This window comes from Phreatobacter oligotrophus (assembly GCF_003046185.1).
GTDB classification, from domain to species: Bacteria; Pseudomonadota; Alphaproteobacteria; order Rhizobiales; family Phreatobacteraceae; genus Phreatobacter; species Phreatobacter oligotrophus.
In genome coordinates, this window is record NZ_PZZL01000066.1 from 1 (window position 1) to 1026 (window position 1026).

Here is a 1026-nt window from a genome sequence, read left to right on the forward strand (position 1 = left end):
TGTGGGTTCTGAGGAGGTTGTTCATCGCCCGTGAGGGCCTGATGGTGGTCGTCGCGACACGAAGCACCACAGGGCACGAGGATGAACAACCCGCACAAGAATGCGCGAATGACGCCGCTTGGTCGAGCCGAGATGATCAGGCGGATTGTCGAAGATGGGCGACCAGTGGCGGTTGTCGCCGCAGGTTTTGGGATCAGCGAGCGAACAGCCCGCAAGTGGCTGTCGCGGTGGCGGTCGGACGGAACGGCCGGGCTTGAGAACCGCTCGTCGCGTCCTCTGACAGCGAACTCTGGATCGGGACGGTTCTGGGCCGACTTGGCTGTGCGATTGCGCCGCGAGTACCGGCTGACGGGAGATGAGATTGCCTCTCGTCTTGGACTGGCGCGATCAACCGTGGCCAGCTGGCTGACACGCCTCGGGCTTGGACGGCTGTCCGCGCTCGAGCCGAAGGAGCCTGTTCGCCGCTATCAACGTGAGCGTCCTGGCGAGCTTCTTCACCTCGACATCAAAAAGCTCGCTCGCTTCGAAGGCGTGGGTCATCGCATCACCGGCAATCCGCGCGGCGGCAGTGAAGGCATGGGGTACGACTTCCTGCACGTTGCCATCGATGACGCGACGCGGCTGGCCTACGTAGAGGTGCTGCCCGATGAGAAGCGTTGGTCGACGACCGGCTTCCTCATCAGGGCGCTGCGGTGGTTCAAGGAGCGGGGCGTCCGCGTCGAACGGGTGATGACCGATAACGGCTCGGGCTACATCGCCAGGCTCTTCCGCAAGGTGTTGCGGATGCTTGGCATCCGGCACATCCGGACACGCCCATACACCCCGAAGACAAATGGTAAGGCGGAGCGCTTCATCCAGACCATGTTGAGGGAATGGGCCTATGCGATCCCGTTCCCCTCATCACACCGACGCGCCGTCGATCTGCCCCGGTGGCTGGCCTGGTACAACCACCACCGGCCCCATGTTAGCCTCGCACGACGATCGCCGGCTCAGGTACTCGCCGGAACAACCTGATCAGAACCCACA

Annotated in this window: 1 protein-coding gene; it reads left to right on the forward strand. The window is 63.4% G+C overall.

Annotated elements, in window-relative coordinates; genetic code table 11:
• Nucleotides 1–81: 81 nt before the first annotated feature.
• On the forward strand, nt 82–1014 hold the full coding sequence (locus C8P69_RS23385; protein ID WP_108179822.1) for an IS481 family transposase: 933 nt from the start codon (nt 82–84) through the stop codon (nt 1012–1014).
• The last annotated feature ends 12 nt before the right edge of the window (nt 1015–1026 follow it).

Excerpts from the sequence above, each read along its gene's own strand:
- C8P69_RS23385 (WP_108179822.1), top strand. The coding sequence starts at position 82 with ATGAACAACCCGCACAAGAATGCGCGAATGACGCCGCTTGGTCGAGCC.